The organism is Vibrio sp. nBUS_14, from assembly GCF_051201655.1.
In the GTDB taxonomy this organism is placed as follows: Bacteria; Pseudomonadota; Gammaproteobacteria; order Enterobacterales; family Vibrionaceae; genus Vibrio.
Window position 1 is genome coordinate 1,092,469 of the sequence record NZ_CP179206.1, and the last position, 15,514, is coordinate 1,107,982.

Sequence of the window (15,514 nt, forward strand, 5' to 3'; positions counted from 1 at the left end):
TATTATAATTATAGCTTTAATAGCTGTAAGCAATATGAAGCAAGAGTGAGATTACAACATGTGGAAATGGCTCCATCCCTATGCCAAAGCAGAAACCTCTTATCAGCTTGCTGGTAAACTTATGCCATGGTTCTCTATCCTAGCGCTATTGTGTCTATCATTAGGTACTGTGTGGGGGCTTGCATTTGCGCCTTCTGATTACCAACAAGGCGATAGCTTCCGTATCATCTATATCCATGTTCCGTCTGCAATTTGGTCGATGGGCATATACATGTCGATGGCAATTGCGGCATTTATCGGTTTGGTATGGCAGGTGAGATTATCAGACATGGCTGCATTGGCTATGGCGCCTATTGGTGCTGTCTTTACCTTCATAGCGCTGCTAACCGGTGCTGTTTGGGGTAAACCAATGTGGGGTGCTTGGTGGGTTTGGGATGCACGTTTGACCTCAGAGCTGATTCTTCTATTCCTATACTTGGGTGTGATTGCACTACACCACGCTTTTGACGACCAAAAAACCGCAGCGAGAGCAGCTGGTATTTTGGCGATCGTTGGTGTCATCAACCTACCTATCATTCACTTTTCAGTAGAGTGGTGGAATACACTTCACCAAGGCGCGACGATTACTAAGTTCGATCAGCCTTCTATTTCAAGTGACATGCTATGGCCGCTTCTTCTCAACATCTTCGGCTTCGCCTTTTTCTTTAGTGCTGTGACTATGGTTCGTTTTAGAAACGAAATCATCAGTAAAGAAAGTCACCGTCCTTGGGTTCGTAAACTCGCGGCTGATAAAGCGTAGTAGGGTAGGTAATTATGTATTTTGAATCTCTGAGTGATTTCTTTGCCATGGGTGGCTACGCCTCATATGTATGGAGTGCATTTGGAATCACATTCCTCGCGATGATTATCTTACTGGTAGTAAGTGTTCGTCGTAGTAAGCAATTACTAACTGAAGTACAAGCGAAGGTTGATCGTCAAGCTCGTATCGATGCAGCAAAAAATATGGAGAACACTCTATGAACCCAAGACGTAAGAAGAGGCTAGGCATTGTCTTAGCGATCTTTTTTGGTATCAGTGCAACTGTTGGATTGATGGTTTATGCACTTAACCAGAACATGGATCTGTTCTACACACCAAGTGAGCTTGTTAATGGTAAAGACGGTAAAAAACCTGAAGTGGGTCAGCGCTTGCGTATTGGTGGCATGGTTGTAGTCGGTTCTGTAAGCCGTGACAACGAATCACTCCGTGTAAGCTTTGATTTGCAAGATGTTGGCCCTAAAGTAACGATTTTATACGATGGCATTCTTCCTGATCTTTTCCGTGAAGGACAAGGTATTGTTGCTCAAGGCGTTCTAAAAGATGCGACAACAATTGAAGCGTTCGAAGTATTAGCGAAACACGATGAAGAGTACATGCCTTCTGAAGTTGCTGAAGCAATGAAGAAAACCCATGAGCCAATGCAGTACTCGACAGAACAAAAAGAAGGAAGTGCTCAATGATAGCCGAGATCGGCCACTTTGCCATGATCCTGTCCTTAGGATTGGGATTGCTATTGAGTGTGCTCCCGCTGTATGGGGCAGCTCGAAATAACACATTATTAATGAATAGTGCGCGACCGCTATCATGGGGTATGTTCGGATTCCTAGCAATTTCGTTTTTTATCTTGTGCTACGCGTTCTACACCAATGATTTTACGGTTCAATACGTAGCAAGTAACTCGAATAGCCAACTTCCTTGGTACTACCGAATCACAGCGGTTTGGGGTGCTCATGAAGGTTCATTACTGCTTTGGGTTCTTATCCAAGCGGGTTGGACGGTTGCAGTAGCGACTTTCAGCCGTGGTATGCCTCAAGAGTCTGTTGCTCGCGTACTGGCTATCATGGGTTTGATTACTGTCGGCTTTTTGCTGTTCATTATCGTAACGTCTAACCCGTTCTTACGTACACTGCCTTACTTTCCTGTCGATGGCCGTGACTTGAACCCATTACTGCAAGACCCGGGCTTGATTATTCACCCGCCTATGCTTTACATGGGGTATGTAGGTTTCTCGGTAGCGTTCTCTTTCGCTATTGCTTCTCTAATGAGCGGTCGTTTAGATACGGCGTGGGCTCGTTGGTCTCGTCCTTGGACAATCGCGGCTTGGTTATTCCTAACAGTAGGTATCGCACTAGGTTCATGGTGGGCTTACTACGAACTTGGCTGGGGTGGCTGGTGGTTCTGGGATCCAGTAGAAAACGCTTCATTCATGCCTTGGTTGGCTGGTACTGCGTTAATCCACTCGCTTGCGGTAACAGAAAAGCGCGGCACGTTTAAAGCTTGGACCGTTTTACTTGCGATTTCTGCGTTCTCATTAAGCTTACTGGGTACATTCCTAGTTCGTTCGGGCATCTTGGTTTCGGTTCACGCGTTCGCGTCGGATCCTGCTCGTGGCATGTTTATTCTAGGCTTCCTAGTATTTGTTATCGGTGGCTCACTGCTGCTGTTCGCTGTTAAAGGCGCATCGGTTCGTGTCCGCGGTAATTTTGATTTAGTTTCTCGTGAAAACGCACTGCTCGGCAACAATATTTTATTGATTGCTGCGTTAGTGGTTGTGTTAGTGGGTACGTTGTTACCACTTGTTCATAAGCAGTTAGGTCTGGGCTCGGTTTCAATCGGTGCACCATTCTTTGATATGTTGTTCTTCTGGTTAATGATCCCGTTCTCGTTCCTATTGGGTATCGGTCCACTGATTCGTTGGAAACGTGACAACCTGTCTAAGCTTATTAAGCCAATGTTAGTTTCGGGTATCTTCTCGTTAGGTTTAAGTGCACTAATGGTGACCATGCTAGCTGACCGCTTCAGTGGTACTGCTTTTGCTGGTTGGGTGATGGCGTTCTGGATCTTCTTTATGCACGGCTTTGAGCTGCATGAGCGAGCAACACACCGTCACACCTTTATGAAAGGCCTAACTAAGCTGCCTCGGAGCCATTGGGCAATGATCTGTGGTCACATGGGTTTAGCCGTAACAGTGATCGGTATCGCGATGGTGCAGAACTACAGTATCGAACGTGATGTTCGTCTGGCACCTGGTGAAAGCTACCAGCTTGAAGAATACAGCTTCCAGTTCACAGGGGTTCGTGACAAAGATGGCCCTAACTACGATGGTTATATTGCTGACTTTGAAATTACTAAAGAAGGCAAATACATCAACACGCTTCACGCTGAAAAACGTTTCTACACCACAGCTAAGTCTATGATGACTGAAGCGGCGATTGATCGTGGCGTAACACGTGACTTATACATCGCAATGGGTGAGCGTTTAGACGACAACAAATCTTGGGCTGTACGTATCTACTATAAACCATTTGTACGTTGGATCTGGGCGGGTGCTTTGATCATGGCGATTGGTGGCATCATTGCTATAAGTGACCGTCGTTATCGTTTCCGTAAGCCAAAGAAAAACTCGGCTCAAGAGCAGGAGGCCTAATGAACAAGAAGATTTTATTCGTTCCACTGATTGCTTTTATGATTCTAGCTGGAGTCTTTGCTACCCAACTGATGCGTAACCAGTCGGGGGATGACCCGACTAAACTGGAATCAGTATTGATTGGTAAGCCTGTTCCTGAGTTTGGTTTAGAAGACTTAGAGCAACCTGGTAAGTTTCATGACCAAGCTATCTTTAAAGGTGAGCCACTGCTGCTTAACGTTTGGGCGACTTGGTGTCCGACTTGTTACGCAGAGCACTCTTACTTGAATCAGTTGGCAGATCAAGGCGTTAAGATTATTGGTCTTAACTACAAAGATGATCGTAACAAAGCGGTTGGTTGGTTAAAAGAACTGGGCAACCCGTACTTAATCAGCTTATTCGATGGTAACGGTATGTTAGGTCTTGACCTTGGCGTATATGGCGCTCCTGAGACCTTTCTCATTGATGCCAGCGGCGTGGTTCGTTACCGCCATGTTGGTGACGTGAACCCGACTAACTGGGCATCGACGCTTCAGCCGATGTACCAAGAGTTATTGGAGGAGGCGAAATGATTAAACAAACACTTGTAGCAATGTTTGCGACCTTCGCTATCTCTGCGTCGGTAACGGCTGCGCCTATCGAATTTCATGAGTTTGATACGGTTGATCAAGAGCAACAATTTAAAGATTTGAGCAATACGCTTCGTTGCCCAAAATGTCAGAACAACACGATTGGTGATTCGAACGCGGAACTTGCGGTCGACTTGCGTCAAAAAGTGTATGAGATGACAAAAGATGGCAAGTCTGAGCAAGAAATTATTGATTACATGATTGCTCGTTACGGTAACTTTGTAACGTACAACCCGCCATTGACCTTAGCGACATCGATCCTTTGGGTTGGCCCGTTTTCGGTTGTTGTATTAGGTTTTGGTTTGATTGTTTTACGAAGTAGAAAGTCAAAATCAAAAGCACTAGAGTCCAATAAAGGCTGGGATGCAGACAAAGAAGCACGTTTAAAAGCGTTACTGGAAGAAGAGAAAGACGGAGATAAACAGTAATGACTCTATTTTGGATTTCTACAATTGTCCTTTCGCTAGCAGCGATTTTATTGATTGTTCTGCCTTTTTTGAACAAGAAGGAAAACAACGATGAAGTGCTTCGTGATGAGTTGAATAAAGCCTTCTATAAAGATCGATTAGTTGAATTAGAAGTAGAAGCTGAAGAAGGCCTTGTTGATAACCAGCAAGAGCTGATCGCTGACTTAAAACAGTCGCTACTTGATGATGTTCCAACGCAAGAAAAGGTCAAGAAGACACAAATCTCGACGCTGGGTGTCGTTGTACCTTCAGTGATCCTGGTTCTGGTTGTGACTTACGGTATGTACTTTCAGTTTGGTGCATTAGATAAGGTTCAACACTGGCAAGAAGTGAGTTCGAACCTTCCTGAGTTGTCTAAAAAGTTAATGTCATCAGAAGGTGGCACGCTTACCGATGATGAACTTGAAGATTTGACTCTAGCGCTTCGTACTCGTCTTCACTATCAACCAAAAGATTCAACTGGTTGGTTACTACTGGGCCGTATTGCATTAGCAAACCGTGATGCTGAAACAGCGAAAGATTCTATGGAAAGAGCTTACAAGCTTGAACCTAAGAATGAAGATGTACAGTTAAGTTTCGCTCAAGCGCTGATGCTTTCTCCTGAAGAGGCCGATCAAAACCAAGCTCGTATGATTTTGAGCCGTTTGATCCAAAACGATTATGTCGACCTTCGTGTGTTCTCGCTACTCGCATTCGATGCATTTGAGCGTCAAGATTACCCAGGTGCAGTTAAGTACTGGAGTATCATGCAACAAATGATTGGTCCACAAGACAGTCGCTATGAAATGTTGTCACGCAGCATCGAAAGTGCTCAGAAGAAAATGGGCGACCCCATGGGTGTTGACCAAGGTAAGAGTGTTGCAGTAACGCTTGAGCTGTCTGGCGATGTCAATGTTGATCCTAAGTCTGTGTTGGTTGTTTCGGTACATAGAGCGGATGGTTCACGAATGCCCATTGGTGCGGCTCGTTACCCGCTGGGTTCTTTCCCTCGTACAGTTGTACTTGATGACGGTAATAGCATGATACAAGGTCAAAATTTGTCTAGTCTTGAAACTTTGATGGTTAGAGCTAGGCTTGATACTGATGGTAATGTCTCAACTCGAGACGGTGACTGGTATGGTGAAAGTGAAGTGGTTGAACTGGGTGCTCCAGTGACCATTAACATCAATAAGCAATATTAATCATCACTTTGCATAGGTGTTAGCTATTCCGATTTGTAGGTAAACGGTATAGACTTACGCCAACAATTGAGGCCAGCGATTGCTGGCCTTTTTATTATTCCTTATGGAAAGATGATATGTCTGTTTGTGTTTTAAGACTCTCGAGTTTACTCTTTATCGCAAGCTTAACGGTGGGCTGTTCTAGTGCACCAGACGAAAGCACTAACGATGATAACCTCGAAACCTCTGAATACGTCGAAGAGTCCCACCCGAATGATCCTTTCGAAGGGTTCAACCGAGCGATGTGGGACATCAATTACGAATATCTAGACCCTTATTTAGTTCGTCCTGTTTCTCTCGCTTATGTTGGCTACACCCCTGTTCCTGTTCGTTCTGGTATCTCAAATTTTTTAGCCAACTTAGGCGAACCTGCGAGCATGGTGAATAACTTAATCATGGGTAACGGCAAGAAAGCGGTTGATCATTTTAATCGCTTTTGGATTAACTCGACATTTGGCTTGTTAGGTTTGATTGATATTGCCAGTGCTGCCGGCATCAACAAATACGATGATAAGTCGTTTTCAGATGCAATTGGTCATTATGGGGTAGGGAATGGACCGTACTTTATGGTACCAGGTTACGGTCCTGTTACTACTCGTGAAGTGACTGGTCAGGTGGATAGCCTCTATGTGCCTCTGTCTTTGTTGAACGTTTGGGCCGGCCTAGGCAAGTGGGCATTTGAAGGGATGGAGACTCGTGCTCAGTTAGTGTCGCAAGAAGCGTTGCTAGACGACTCGCCAGATCCGTATGCGTTCACGCGAGATGTTTATATTCAACGTCGTGACTTTAAAGCCGAGGTTGAACCTGAAGAGGTCGATCTTGATGAAGAAGATTTCATAGACGGATACCTAGAAGATTACTAAATATAGCACTTTGAATAGCCGATAAAAGAAAGGCTCGATGTTGATTTAACATCGAGCCTTTTTAATGTTTATAACTTTAGATTAAGTCAAACAGATTAGAAACGGTAGTTAGCTTGGATACCTACTAGCCAGATGCTACCTGTCACTTCACCTTCGAAGCTGCCACCAAAGTAATCTGCTCCAGGTGCTTGTGGTGTGCCTGGGTCTGTTTCGTGCATTTTAGCGTCTTTCGCTAGAATATAAGTGAAACCAGCATCTAGTGTTAGTTGTTCAGACCATTGGTATCCAGCACCAATGCTTAACCAAGTGCGGTCTGTTTCTGGGATCGTTGCTGTACGGTGCTCTTCACTTACAGCTGAAGTATCGTATGCAATACCAGAACGTAAAGCTAACTTAGGCGTCATTTGGTAAGTCGTACCAATCGCAAAACGGTAGTTGTCTTCCCAGTTCTCTTCTTTGATTAACACTGATTCTGTTGGGAAATCAGCAACAAGCTCTTTGAAGCTGCTCCAGTTAGTCCAGTTAATGCTCGCGTGAACCGCGACTTTCTCTGTTAATTGGTGGAAGCTCGCAAGTTCTGCTGTTGCAGGCAGTGCAAGATCCATAGACCCTGCATCTTTCTTGTTTGGTTGACCGAAGTTAAAACCGTGACCGTTAGCATGACCTGTTAGAGTTAAATCTACTTCAGATTTATAGGTAAAGCCAAGACGGTTGTTTTCATTGATCTGCCATGCAGTACCTACTTGCCAACCCCAAGCTGTGTCATCGCCTTCCATATATTTTAGAGTATCGCCTTTTGCTACACCTGCAAACGGAGCCGATGCAACTGCACCAAAGCTGCCTTCTGCCATGATATAGCGAATACCACCACCAATAGAAACGCTTTCAAGTACTTGGTATGCCGCGTTCAAGTTTAGCTCCATTGTCGTAACGCTTGCTTCGTTACCGTGGTTTGCGCCACCAAAATCTTTACCTAGATCTGTTTCCATGCCGTAGTTAGTACCAGCAGCAAAACCTAATGCAAACTTGTCGTTGTACTTATGAGAAACATAAAAGTTTGGGATCACTGCGCTATGTGCAAAATCACTAGAGTTAGATGAGGACTTAGCGCCAGTAAAAGCAGACGTAGAAGTACCTTCGATATCAATATTTGGGTCAACGTAAATAGCGCCAACAGAAACTTGAGTGCCTTCTAGGTAAGTTAGCATTGCTGGGTTACGCCATTGTGCGTCTGCACCGTCAGCCATTGCAGCTTCACCAGCGTACGCTCGGCCAAGACCTGTTGCTGAGTATTCTGCTAATTGAAAGCCTGCTGCTTGAGTCACATTAGACGTTGAAAGTAGCCCAACTGCCACTGCAGTAGATAGAAGAGTCTTATTCATTTTCATTATTATATTCGCTGAATTATAAGTATTTAGTGGCGTGATTCTACGTTTAGAGTTATTACTTTAAAAATGAAATTCGAATAAAACAGTGTTTTAGGGATTAAATGTACAAATGTGTTTGATTATTAGAGAAATCATCTAAATGTTTCGGCTGTGTTGCGAAATTTGAGCGTACACTTGTAGGCAAATTTTGCCTCTATAGGCTACAGCTGTAAGCCTAAATGGATACCAGTCAGTGGTTTAGGCAACAAAAAGGGTCGCGTAATGCGACCCTTTGGGATTTGAAGCAGAACTTAGATTAGAATCTGTGTGTGTATTGAACACCAAATAACATAGCAGTAGCTTTGGTTGTAGTATTTAGACTTAAGCCACCATTTGCAACGCCACCGTTGATTGTATCTTCAACTTTAACATCTTCACCTACTAGGTATGTAAAGCCAAGATCAAGCGTTTGATCTTTGTTGAAGTGATAGCTTGCACCAGCAGAGAACCATTGACGATCTGAATCCGGTACTGAAACGGAAGTTAACGAATCTTGAACGCCTTCATCGAACATGTACCCTATGCGAGCTTCCCAGTTTTGGTTGATGTAGTAAGTACCGCCGATTGAGTAGTGGTAGGTGTCTTTCCACTTGTAATCTTTGATATTAGTACCGTCAGTAGTAACTAGTGAATCAAAGTCACTCCAGCTAATGTATTGGATGCTGTAGTGTACGGCAAACTTAGTGTTTTCGATGCGGTGGTAACCAGAAAACTCTGCCATTGAAGGCAATGGCATTTTAAGGTCGCCAATATTATCGTTACCTTGGTAAGAAACTGTGCCACTTGCTTCGATCTCTGGGCTGTAATGGTAGCTTAAACCGAAACGGTTGTTTTCGTTAAGTTCGTAAACCGCACCTACATTGAAGCCAACCCCCCAACCTGAAGCGTCTACATCCATAAGGTTTTGAGTTGAGGTAGTTCCTGTTGGTGTATTACCAACAGCAACATTCATTGTAGAGTCTCGTTTTAGTTCGCCTTCACCATAGATTAGATCAATACCTGCACCGACACTCCATTGGTCGTTTATGCGGTATGAACCAGCAAACAACAAATTCATAGAGCTCACATTAGTTATCCCACCGAATGCATCTGCTCCTGGGACTACAGCTTGTGGATTACCCCCTCCATCAACTACTAGAGTACCTGTTCCTGCTCCCCAGCTATTGTCGAACTCATTAGTTGTACCAAAGTTAGAGTAAGCTCCGAAACCAACAGCAAATTTGTCATTGATAGGAACAGCGATATACAGGTTGGGAACAACTGATGTTGCATCGTTTGTTGTATCGTCAATAGATTGAGAGTATAGAGGTGACGAGTATTCTGTACCTTTAACGTCAACTTCAGAGCTGATGACGTTAAAACCTAATGAAACCTCTGTACGATCAAATAGTGCAAGAGCTGCTGCGTTGCGAGCCATCGCTGAAGCGTTATCTGCGATTACTGCATCACCAGCGAAAGCACGGCCAAGACCAGTTGCTGATTGTGAGTTGAGTTGGAAACCTGCTGCCATCGCTTGCGAAGACGCCAGTGTAATTGTTACTGCTAAAAGAGACTTTTTAAACAGACGCGTGTTGTTGGTAGTCATTCATTTATTCCTTTATATATCCGCCTCTACAGGGCGATTATTTTGAGCAATTGCTCAATGGTGGCTGATCCTATTCGCAAGTATACGATATACAAATCCGACCATTGATAAATTTGAGTGGAAAATTATGGAAATGACGCCTATCTGGCACGAAAGTGGTACGAAATGCTGTTTTTTAGAGTTTTAACTCTAGAGGTGTTGGTGTGGTGGATGGTTTTGCGGTTTATTAATAAATAAAGCCCAGCAATATCAAGAATATAGTTGCTGGGCCTTTTGTGACGGGGCTTTGAGAGCGGATTAGCTCATCGGTTTGATCATTTTTGTTAGCTTTTCTGATATTTTAGACACATCCTCGCCATTTTCACCGACGAGTATCAAACTACTGTTATCAACCGGCATTACCGAACCTGACATCCCTTTTTCGTCAAAGTCGACTGGTTTCTCTGTCGGGATGCTAGTAAGAAATAGCGTAACTTTGCCTTTTTCACCCTGGAATACCATGTGTACTGCGTTAGACTTTCCAAAACCACAATGGTTCAGGTAATACACTTGGTATGGGAAAGCTTCATCAAACTGAAAAGCAAATGGGTTCATTTTTGCATTGATTTGCTGTGATGTAACTTGTTCATCGATGGTGCTCACAAAGCTTTTTTCATCGATAACATGTTTCATCGCTGTATCAGCCAAGCTTGCTTGAGCTGGAGAGACTAACGCATTTCCCCAGTTAACTTGGCCGACAAGTAAACCAGCAACAAACGCCACCGAGGCAGCCATTGCCATTGCTCGTCTCGCAAATGTAGGCCTTACTACTTTGCTTTCTTCGCTTGAGGTCTGGTTGAAGAGAATGCGATCAGCAAGATCGTCTGGTACATCCACGTTCATTGCTGAATGGATCTTCTTATCAAGCGATAGTACATCGTCTAAAAAGTGACTATTGGCTTCGCTATTCGCTGCCGCATCAATAATATCTTGTGTGCGTTGTTTAGGTTCCGACAATACACGACGACGAAATTCCAAATCATCCATTATGTTGCCCCCTCTCTGCCTCTTCTGTATCCAGCATCTCTTTCAACTGATTTCGAGCTCTGAATAAACGTGTCATCACCGTGTTTTTGTTGAGGTCGAGAATGTCCGCGATCTCATCACCACTAAACCCACCAATCACTTGCAAGAAAAGAGGTTCACGATAATCAATTTCAAGTTTCATGATCTGAGCTTGCAACCACAGGTGTTGATGGTGTGGGTCATCACTGACACTAGCATCATTACCATGATCGTCAATATCAACCAGATCAAACTGCTTGCGTTCAAAGCGTCGAGCATTCTCGCGTCTCAAGATGGTTATCAGCCAAGACTTAGCGGCTTTTTCGTCTTGCAGGCTACCGAGTGACTTCCATGCACGAAGGCAAGTTTCTTGTACTAAATCCTCGGCAATGCTTTTGTCTTTACATAACCAATAGGCGTAGCGAAAGAGGTCACGATGATAGGCACGCACGAGTGCTTCGTATTTTCTTTGTTTGTCCATATCAGAGTTGACCGGACGCTTGGCTGTTTTCTTTCCAAACATTTTTATTATTGACACACGAGCCTCCATAATTGCTCTGCGTATAGCTGTCCTCTATACGTTGTGCTTCGTTTTTATATTTTTAGAGTTAACGATCATCGGCAGGAAATCGTAAAATCACATTAAAATTGATCTACTTCAAAATCTAAGGCCTCGAAAAAGCTATAGTACACCTTGTCGTCTAGTTAGTCATTGGTGGCTAGCATGTTGAGCAAGACGACACTTCCTTTTGAAGGCTGACTTTACTTTCTCCTAATCAGGAAACTGATTATTTCAATTGGCGTTAAGTTAATTGCTTTATAGACATTACAACCACACAGCTTTGTGTGGTTTTTTTTGCCTTCAGAAAATACTCAGATACAAAACCATCGACTCTTTACCTACGCATAACAGTCTCTACTAGCAATAGTTTAGTCTCTTAGGACAACCTTTCCCCCAAAAAGGTTCGCCTGAATACCCAGTTATATTTTCAAACAGTGAGATACTCATATCACGTTTATTTAAACGCTCGTTTGATTTAATTAACAACTTCTTTACAATGCTCAGGTCAGACCTCTTAACTTTAAGGAGAAACCATGGGCAAACAGGAAGTCAAAACCCGTTCTGGAGAACGTGTTGCCGTTGTCGCTGGATTACGAACCCCATTCGCTCGTCAGAGCACAGAATTTAGTCAGGTGCCTGCAGTCGACCTAGGTAAAATGGTTGTGAGCGAAATGCTCGCACGAACGGATATCGACCCTGCACTTATTGAGCAAGTCGTTTTCGGCCAAGTAGTGCAGATGCCTGAAGCACCCAATATTGCGCGTGAAATCGTATTAGGCACAGGTATGGACATTAATACCGATGCTTACAGTGTGACGCGTGCTTGTGCAACGAGCTTCCAAGCGGCGGTCAACGTCACTGAGAGCATTATGGCAGGCACGATTGATGTCGGTATTGCGGGCGGCGCTGATTCTTCTTCTGTATTGCCAATCGGTGTTTCGAAAAAGTTAGCTGCAAACTTATTAGCGCTCAGCAAAACCAAAACAATGGGTCAAAAGCTGAAGATTCTTAAAACGCTTTCAGTTAAAGATCTTATGCCAGTACCGCCTGCTGTTGCTGAATATTCGACCGGTTTATCTATGGGTCAAACCGCTGAGCAGATGGCGAAAACTCATGGTATCACCCGTCAAGAACAAGACGCACTTGCGCACCGTTCTCACTCTTTGGCTTCTCAAGCATGGAAAGAGGGCAAGATTAAAGACGAAGTAATGACGGCATTTCCGGCACCTTACAAAAAGTACCTAGCGGAAGATAACAACATTCGTCACGACTCAACCGTTGAAGGCTACGCTAAATTGCGTCCTGCATTCGACAGACAATACGGCAGTGTAACGGCAGCTAATGCCACGCCTCTTACCGATGGCGGTGCCGCGGTGATGTTGATGCGTGAAGGCAAAGCGAAAGAGCTAGGCTTAGAAGTGCTTGGTTACATTCGCGGCTACGCATTCTCGGCGATTGGTGTTGAAACGGATATGTTGATGGGCCCTACTTACGCGACCTCTCAAGTTTTGAAGAACACAGGTCTAGAACTATCAGATCTAACACTTATCGAGATGCATGAAGCGTTTGCCGCGCAAGTTCTGGCTAACGTCAAAATGTTTGCGAGCGATGAGTTTGCTCAGAAGAATCTTGGCCGTGATAAAGCGATCGGTGAGATTGATATGGAGAAGTTCAACGTTCTGGGTAGCTCAATTGCTTACGGACACCCGTTTGCAGCGACTGGCGCGCGTATGATGACTCAAACACTGCGTGAACTTAAACGTCGTGGTGGTGGCCTAGCATTGAATACAGCTTGTGCGGCTGGTGGCTTAGGTGCAGCAATGATCTTGGAGGTGGAATAATGTCTACGACTCTTGATGTGAAAAAAGAAAAGAAAGCAGTCAAAAAAACGGATTCAACGCCAGTGGCTGCATCCAAAAGTGATAAGACGGTGACAAACGACGAAGCCGTAAAACAGGCGACCGCGTTTTCTTTAACTATCGATGATCAAGATATTGCATGGCTTGCGATCGATGTGCCAAATGAAAAAATGAACACGCTACAAGCGGCGTTTGCTGAAGAAATGAAAGCAATCTTCGAGCAGCTGAAAGAAAAGCAAAGCCGAGTTAAGGGCTTGATCGTTCATTCATTGAAGCCAGATAACTTCATTGCTGGCGCTGATGTTCGAATGCTGGATGCTTGTAAGACGGCTGATGAAGCGCAGTCTCTTGCTCGTCAGGGGCAAGAGATGTTCCAAGCACTGTCTGATTTACCTTATCCCGTTGTGGCAGCGATTCATGGCCCCTGTTTAGGTGGTGGCCTAGAGCTCGCACTGGCGTGTGATTACCGTGTGTGTACGGATTCAGACAAGACTCGCCTTGGCTTGCCAGAAGTTCAGCTCGGCCTGTTACCAGGCTCTGGTGGTACGCAACGTCTTCCTCGCCTTATCGGTTTATTACCATCTCTTGACCTTATTCTTACGGGTAAGCAGTTGCGCGCTAAGAAAGCGAAATCACTCGGCGTTGTGGATGCTTGTGTGCCAGAAACTATCTTACTTGAAGTCGCTAAGAGCTTTGTTGAAAAGAACTCAGGCGGTAAAAAAGGCAAACGTCTTGCGTCTAAAAGCCAACCTTCGACCAAAGAAAAACTGATCGCCCGTACGGGGCTTGGTCGCAAGGTTATTTTTGAACAAGCTTCAAAGAAGACCAATCAGAAAACACGTGGTAATTACCCAGCCGCTGATGCGATTCTTGATGTGATTCGTTATGGCTTAGAGAACGGCTTTGACAAAGGCCTGCAATATGAAGCGAAGCGTTTCTCTGAATTGGTGATGACTGCAGAATCTAAAGCTCTGCGTTCGATTTTCTTTGCCACCACTGAAATGAAAAAAGAGCACGGCGCAGACGCAGAACCAAAAGCGGTTAAGCGTGTTGGCGTGCTAGGCGGTGGTCTAATGGGCGCAGGTATCAGCCATGTTAGTGTTGCTAAAGCGAAAGTACCGGTTCGTATTAAAGATGTGTCTAACGAAGGTGTACTGAATGCGCTTAACTACAATTACAAGTTGTTCGATAAGCAGCGTAAACGTCGCATTTTGAGTCGTTCAGGCCTTGAAAGTAAGATGCTTCAGCTTTCTGGTGGTATCGACTTTACGAGCTTTAACCACACCGATGTGGTGATTGAAGCGGTCTTTGAAGACCTTGCTCTTAAGCAGTCGATGGTTGCGGACATTGAAGCCAATGCAAAGCCTGAGACCATCTTTGCGACCAACACGTCTTCATTACCAATCCATAAGATTGCAGAGAAGGCGCAACGACCAGAAAACGTTGTCGGTCTTCACTACTTCAGCCCAGCAGAGAAAATGCCGCTGGTTGAGGTTATCCCTCATGAAACAACGTCGGAAGAAACTATTTCGACGGTAGTTGCATTAGCGAAGAAGCAAGGCAAAACACCGATTGTTGTTAAAGACACGGCTGGCTTCTACGTGAACCGAATTCTTGCTCCATACATGAATGAAGCGGCGCATCTGTTATTGGCAAATGAGCCGATTGAAAAGCTCGACAGCTCGTTATTGGACTTTGGTTTCCCGGTTGGCCCAATTACTTTGTTAGACGAGGTGGGTGTTGATATCGGTGCAAAGATCATCCCTATTCTGGTTAATGAATTAGGCGAACGTTTCCAAGGCCCTGATGTGTTCGACATTCTGTTGAATGACAACCGTAAAGGCCGTAAGAGTGGCAAAGGTTTCTACACTTATAAAGGTAAGAAGAAGGAAGTCGATAAGTCAGTTTACAAGCTGCTTAAGCTGCAACCTGAACCTAAGCTAAGCGATAACGACATCGCAATGCGTTGTGTGTTACCTATGCTTAATGAAGCGGTTCGTTGTCTAGATGACGGTATTATCCGTAGCCCGAGAGATGGTGATATCGGTGCTATTTTCGGTATCGGTTTCCCGCCATTCCTAGGTGGTCCGTTCCGTTATATGGATCAAGTGGGTATTAAGTCATTGGTAGAGATGATGAACGACTTTGCTAAAAAGTACGGTGACCGTTTCGCGCCATGTGATGGCCTACTGACACGTGCTGGATTGGATGAGTCTTTCTACAAGTAATTCTCTTTAGAAGTAACTTTCTAGCACATTGATTATGAAGCCCGTATCAAGCAATTGATACGGGCTTTTTATTATTTTAAGCGTTGTGAATCGCGAGTTAATTCAAGAGAGATCCCCGACTCTGTCGTTCCTACTTAGTGGGAATGACGAGCGAGAGATAAAAAGTAAGTTATTACTTTGATAAA

Annotated in this window: 14 protein-coding genes; 10 read left to right on the forward strand and 4 right to left on the reverse strand. The window is 44.4% G+C overall.

The window, feature by feature from the left end; translation table 11 throughout:
- The first annotated feature begins 58 nt into the window (after positions 1–58).
- From ACMAZD_RS05070 to ACMAZD_RS05105, 8 genes are all read left to right on the forward strand, one after another.
- Positions 59–799 carry a heme ABC transporter permease gene (locus tag ACMAZD_RS05070; protein ID WP_435248785.1) on the forward strand — a complete coding sequence of 247 codons (741 nt, stop codon included), beginning with the start codon at positions 59–61 and terminating at the stop codon, positions 797–799.
- A gap of 14 nt (positions 800–813) precedes the next feature.
- Positions 814–1,020 (forward strand): heme exporter protein CcmD, encoded by a 207-nt coding sequence (ccmD, locus tag ACMAZD_RS05075; protein WP_017104851.1) that lies wholly within the window; start codon positions 814–816, stop codon positions 1,018–1,020.
- Positions 1,017–1,499 carry a cytochrome c maturation protein CcmE gene (ccmE, locus tag ACMAZD_RS05080; RefSeq protein WP_017104852.1) on the forward strand — a complete coding sequence of 161 codons (483 nt, stop codon included), beginning with the start codon at positions 1,017–1,019 and terminating at the stop codon, positions 1,497–1,499. Before ccmD ends, ccmE begins: the two co-directional genes overlap by 4 nt.
- Positions 1,496–3,466, forward strand: coding sequence for a heme lyase CcmF/NrfE family subunit (locus tag ACMAZD_RS05085; RefSeq protein ID WP_435248786.1), 1,971 nt, complete (start codon positions 1,496–1,498; stop codon positions 3,464–3,466). Before ccmE ends, ACMAZD_RS05085 begins: the two co-directional genes overlap by 4 nt.
- Positions 3,466–4,017, forward strand: coding sequence for a DsbE family thiol:disulfide interchange protein (locus tag ACMAZD_RS05090; RefSeq protein WP_017104854.1), 552 nt, complete (start codon positions 3,466–3,468; stop codon positions 4,015–4,017). Before ACMAZD_RS05085 ends, ACMAZD_RS05090 begins: the two co-directional genes overlap by 1 nt.
- On the forward strand, positions 4,014–4,502 hold the full coding sequence (locus tag ACMAZD_RS05095; RefSeq protein ID WP_102266696.1) for a cytochrome c-type biogenesis protein: 489 nt from the start codon (positions 4,014–4,016) through the stop codon (positions 4,500–4,502). The genes ACMAZD_RS05090 and ACMAZD_RS05095 overlap by 4 nt, the downstream gene beginning before the upstream one ends.
- The gene (gene ccmI, locus ACMAZD_RS05100) at positions 4,502–5,722 is read left to right on the forward strand and encodes a c-type cytochrome biogenesis protein CcmI (RefSeq protein ID WP_435248787.1); all 1,221 of its coding nucleotides are present in this window, start codon (positions 4,502–4,504) and stop codon (positions 5,720–5,722) included. Before ACMAZD_RS05095 ends, ccmI begins: the two co-directional genes overlap by 1 nt.
- 116 nt (positions 5,723–5,838) lie before the next feature.
- A complete protein-coding gene (locus ACMAZD_RS05105; RefSeq protein ID WP_435248788.1) occupies positions 5,839–6,624 on the forward strand; it encodes an MlaA family lipoprotein in 786 nt (261 codons plus the stop codon).
- Between the two features lie 95 nt (positions 6,625–6,719).
- Here the strand turns inward: ACMAZD_RS05105 and ACMAZD_RS05110 are convergent, their stop codons facing one another.
- From ACMAZD_RS05110 to ACMAZD_RS05125, 4 genes are all read right to left on the reverse strand, one after another.
- The gene (locus tag ACMAZD_RS05110) at positions 6,720–8,012 is read right to left on the reverse strand and encodes an outer membrane protein transport protein (protein ID WP_435248789.1); all 1,293 of its coding nucleotides are present in this window, start codon (positions 8,010–8,012) and stop codon (positions 6,720–6,722) included.
- Between the two features lie 295 nt (positions 8,013–8,307).
- A complete protein-coding gene (locus tag ACMAZD_RS05115; protein WP_435248790.1) occupies positions 8,308–9,636 on the reverse strand; it encodes an outer membrane protein transport protein in 1,329 nt (442 codons plus the stop codon).
- 297 nt (positions 9,637–9,933) lie between these two features.
- On the reverse strand, positions 9,934–10,662 hold the full coding sequence (locus ACMAZD_RS05120) for a DUF3379 domain-containing protein (RefSeq protein WP_435248791.1): 729 nt from the start codon (positions 10,660–10,662) through the stop codon (positions 9,934–9,936).
- Positions 10,655–11,203 (reverse strand): sigma-70 family RNA polymerase sigma factor, encoded by a 549-nt coding sequence (locus ACMAZD_RS05125; RefSeq protein ID WP_435249329.1) that lies wholly within the window; start codon positions 11,201–11,203, stop codon positions 10,655–10,657. The genes ACMAZD_RS05120 and ACMAZD_RS05125 overlap by 8 nt, the downstream gene beginning before the upstream one ends.
- A 572-nt stretch (positions 11,204–11,775) precedes the next feature.
- Here ACMAZD_RS05125 and fadI point away from each other — a divergent pair.
- Both fadI and fadJ read left to right on the forward strand, forming a co-directional pair.
- The gene (gene fadI, locus ACMAZD_RS05130; RefSeq protein WP_102278222.1) at positions 11,776–13,083 is read left to right on the forward strand and encodes an acetyl-CoA C-acyltransferase FadI; all 1,308 of its coding nucleotides are present in this window, start codon (positions 11,776–11,778) and stop codon (positions 13,081–13,083) included.
- On the forward strand, positions 13,083–15,329 hold the full coding sequence (gene fadJ / locus ACMAZD_RS05135) for a fatty acid oxidation complex subunit alpha FadJ (protein ID WP_435248792.1): 2,247 nt from the start codon (positions 13,083–13,085) through the stop codon (positions 15,327–15,329). The genes fadI and fadJ overlap by 1 nt, the downstream gene beginning before the upstream one ends.
- Positions 15,330–15,514: the final 185 nt, after the last annotated feature.

Excerpts from the sequence above, each read along its gene's own strand:
- ccmE (WP_017104852.1), top strand. The coding sequence starts at position 1,017 with ATGAACCCAAGACGTAAGAAGAGGCTAGGCATTGTCTTAGCGATCTTT.
- ACMAZD_RS05105 (WP_435248788.1), top strand. The coding sequence starts at position 5,839 with ATGTCTGTTTGTGTTTTAAGACTCTCGAGTTTACTCTTTATCGCAAGC.
- ACMAZD_RS05070 (WP_435248785.1), top strand. The coding sequence starts at position 59 with ATGTGGAAATGGCTCCATCCCTATGCCAAAGCAGAAACCTCTTATCAG.
- ACMAZD_RS05090 (WP_017104854.1), top strand. The coding sequence starts at position 3,466 with ATGAACAAGAAGATTTTATTCGTTCCACTGATTGCTTTTATGATTCTA.
- ccmI (WP_435248787.1), top strand. The coding sequence starts at position 4,502 with ATGACTCTATTTTGGATTTCTACAATTGTCCTTTCGCTAGCAGCGATT.
- ACMAZD_RS05120 (WP_435248791.1), bottom strand. The coding sequence starts at position 10,662 with ATGGATGATTTGGAATTTCGTCGTCGTGTATTGTCGGAACCTAAACAA.
- ACMAZD_RS05095 (WP_102266696.1), top strand. The coding sequence starts at position 4,014 with ATGATTAAACAAACACTTGTAGCAATGTTTGCGACCTTCGCTATCTCT.
- fadJ (WP_435248792.1), top strand. The coding sequence starts at position 13,083 with ATGTCTACGACTCTTGATGTGAAAAAAGAAAAGAAAGCAGTCAAAAAA.
- ACMAZD_RS05110 (WP_435248789.1), bottom strand. The coding sequence starts at position 8,012 with ATGAAAATGAATAAGACTCTTCTATCTACTGCAGTGGCAGTTGGGCTA.
- fadI (WP_102278222.1), top strand. The coding sequence starts at position 11,776 with ATGGGCAAACAGGAAGTCAAAACCCGTTCTGGAGAACGTGTTGCCGTT.
- ACMAZD_RS05085 (WP_435248786.1), top strand. The coding sequence starts at position 1,496 with ATGATAGCCGAGATCGGCCACTTTGCCATGATCCTGTCCTTAGGATTG.
- ccmD (WP_017104851.1), top strand. The coding sequence starts at position 814 with ATGTATTTTGAATCTCTGAGTGATTTCTTTGCCATGGGTGGCTACGCC.
- ACMAZD_RS05125 (WP_435249329.1), bottom strand. The coding sequence starts at position 11,203 with ATGTTTGGAAAGAAAACAGCCAAGCGTCCGGTCAACTCTGATATGGAC.
- ACMAZD_RS05115 (WP_435248790.1), bottom strand. The coding sequence starts at position 9,636 with ATGACTACCAACAACACGCGTCTGTTTAAAAAGTCTCTTTTAGCAGTA.